The organism is Clostridium paraputrificum AGR2156 (assembly GCF_000424025.1).
GTDB lineage: Bacteria > Bacillota > Clostridia > Clostridiales > Clostridiaceae > Clostridium > Clostridium paraputrificum.
Window position 1 is genome coordinate 1 of the sequence record NZ_AUJC01000028.1, and the last position, 2,796, is coordinate 2,796.

Genomic DNA, 2,796 nt, shown 5'->3' on the forward strand with positions numbered 1-2,796 from the left:
AGTGATGTTTTAGGTGCATTAATGAGATTTTGTCGTAATGATTGGGGCGAATTATCTAAAGAAGATAAAATATTTCAATATGAACTTCTTAAATCTGAAAACGCTAAAAAAAATGAACGATTTATGGGTGTATATAATTCATTTGATATTAAATTTTGGATTATGAGTGATTATGATTGCACTATTGGCACATTAATAATAACAGTATTACTTCCCGAGGAATATTAAAAAGTGTCCCCTGGGGCACTTTTACAAGAAATTTTACATAACGATAAACTATGAAAGAAGGTATAAACATGAATACTATTGTTAGATATAATGAATGTGGAAATTGGGGAAATAATAGATATATGGGAAATACAGGTGGAAAACTTATATTAATTTACACAAAGTTTAAAAATTTGATGAAGTAAGTGACTATATGAGCGGCTATTTTGCAACACCATAATATTCAATTTCTACAAAACACTTATGTCACACTTTCTTAGTATTGCGACATAAAAAATACCGCATATTCTTTTTGAATAATACGGTATTTTCATAATAATTTAATATTTAATTTATTTTATTAATTTTTTTTAATAAATCATAAAAAATATGAATAAATATATTATTTCTACTGTTCTTTCCATGGAAGTAAAAGTGCAAGTTCAAAGTATAACAAAATGACAGCAGTCAAAGTTATCGCACCTCTTATAATATTATTTATTAATGTAGTTGGATAATATATAGTTAAATAGCTTATAGTAATAGAACTTAAAATAATAAGAATTATCACAATAAAAAAATATCCTTTTACTTTAAATTTAGTACCACACTTATTACATTCTATTACTCCATCTCTTTTATAAGTTGATTTTAGTATGTTTTTAAAATTAATTTTAGCATTACACTTACTACAAACTTTCATACCCTACTCCTTTTTATTAAAAATAATATAGTTGCTATTTTTAATATAATTTCACTTCCTAAATTATAATTTAAAAACTTCTGAGATTTGCAACTTTGATTTATATTCCAAACTCCGTCTATGAATTTTACTTAATCTCTCTATTTAAGTAATATTATATTACAATTACGAATTAATTATAACATATTTTGTAAATACCGTACTATTTAATTTTCATTTACCGCACTATCACTACTTTGTATAGTTTCACTGAACAATCCATTTTATTACATTTTTTCTACTTCTATAGATTTTTTAATATTAAATTTCACAAAAAATAGTTCCAGTTTCCTGGAACTATTTCACCTTTTTTACTTCTTATATTTAATAATTCTGTTATTATATTAATCACTTTATTTTTTTGTACTTCCTAATATTTTGAATAAAAAATAAATAAGCATAATCAGCGCCTAATCCCAAGATCATTGCTAAACAAACAGTTATATACATATTAATGTTTGATAAAGTAATAAATATTATTACAGTACTTATATTTAAAATTAATCCAACAATAAAATCAAATATATTAAAATTACCATCTTTTTTAAATGTATTTTTACATCTAGAACAAACTATTCTTTGATTATTGGTAGCAGCTAATTTAAATCTTTCTGTAAAAGTAAACTTACTTTTACACTCTGGACATTTCATATATTCTCCCTCCCCCCATTTTTATTATATACTTAAAAATAAGCTCTTATTATAATGATAAAATTATAGATATTTTCAACTTAGAACATAGCCCCTTGATAACTATTTGGTGGATATGGATTATACTCTGTTACATATTTACCTGCCCATTTAACAGTTAACCAACCATAAATCACACCATCTTCAGCATCCAATTGTTTAGCTTTTTCTTTAATTAATGTGGTTGCCAATGTATTATAAATAGTAGTTGCCCATTTATTAAGTGATGCAGTTGCTGGAAGAAGTGCACTTGCAACTGTAGAAACAAGCGCTGATAAAATTCCATTTACAGCTGCTGCACAATCTGTAATATCATGTTGCTTAACTAAATAATTTTTTCTCATTCAAATACTTTCTCCTCCATATTAATAAGTAGTTATACTATTAAACACTACATTAATTATGGTTAAATTTTACATTAAAACATCTTACTTTTAAAGACTGTAATTTTTTCTATTTTTTGATATAATATTATTTCCCGTAAAAAAATTGATTTCCAATAACTAGTTTGAAATACTTTTTTATATTCTACTATTTATCTTCTTAGATTTAGTATAGTTCTGCTATATAACTGTTTTTTATTTATATTTTCTTTTAAGATAAAATTTAATAAAAAATAATATCAATTTCCAAAAATCTTTCTAACTGTTCTATTTTTCATTATAGATTCTTTTTATAAGTTCTTAGAATTATTTATCATATTTTTCGCTCTCTTATTTCTGTTTCTAGCCTATTAGCATTCACCTATCATATTCATAATCTAATTTTTCTACTTCTTTGAATAATCTAGTTATTCTCTTTTATTATCTTCTAAAAAAGTTATTAAAATATTTTTCACATCTAAATTTTCTATAATATATCATTTATCATAGTACTCTTCGTACATTTATAGCATCTATAAATTATTATTAAACTTATTTTAAAGTTACAAATGATGTAACGTTAAAATATGAAAATCACTCTTTGTTTCAGAGTATTAAATTTGTTTGGATATAATACAAATGATACAAAAATCTATTACTTTAGAAATTTCTTAAAATTTAAAACTGACAATTCTATTAATTGTACTATTACTTTAAAAATTTAAAGAATTAATTATATAGTTATCTTTATGGAAGCTATTCCAGCACCTAAAGCTAACGGTTCATAAAGTTAAG

At 23.4% G+C, this 2,796-nt stretch carries 4 protein-coding genes; 1 reads left to right on the forward strand and 3 read right to left on the reverse strand.

All coding sequences use genetic code 11. The features are described 5' to 3' along the window. Positions 1–228: hypothetical protein (locus G594_RS20370; protein WP_034866908.1), on the forward strand; the 228-nt coding region annotated here is incomplete at its 5' end. A gap of 388 nt (positions 229–616) precedes the next feature. On the opposite strand, the gene G594_RS0114515 is transcribed toward G594_RS20370, so the two are convergent. The 3 genes from G594_RS0114515 to G594_RS0114525 all read right to left on the reverse strand — a co-directional run bounded on the left by G594_RS0114515 (position 617) and on the right by G594_RS0114525 (position 1,983). Further along, positions 617–910, reverse strand: coding sequence for a hypothetical protein (locus G594_RS0114515; protein WP_027099227.1), 294 nt, complete (start codon positions 908–910; stop codon positions 617–619). A 387-nt stretch (positions 911–1,297) separates the two neighbouring features. Continuing rightward, entirely contained in the window at positions 1,298–1,600 is a 303-nt protein-coding gene (locus G594_RS0114520) for a hypothetical protein (protein WP_027099228.1), read from the reverse strand. An 80-nt stretch (positions 1,601–1,680) separates the two neighbouring features. After that, on the reverse strand, positions 1,681–1,983 hold the full coding sequence (locus G594_RS0114525; RefSeq protein ID WP_027099229.1) for a hypothetical protein: 303 nt from the start codon (positions 1,981–1,983) through the stop codon (positions 1,681–1,683). Positions 1,984–2,796 lie beyond the last annotated feature (813 nt).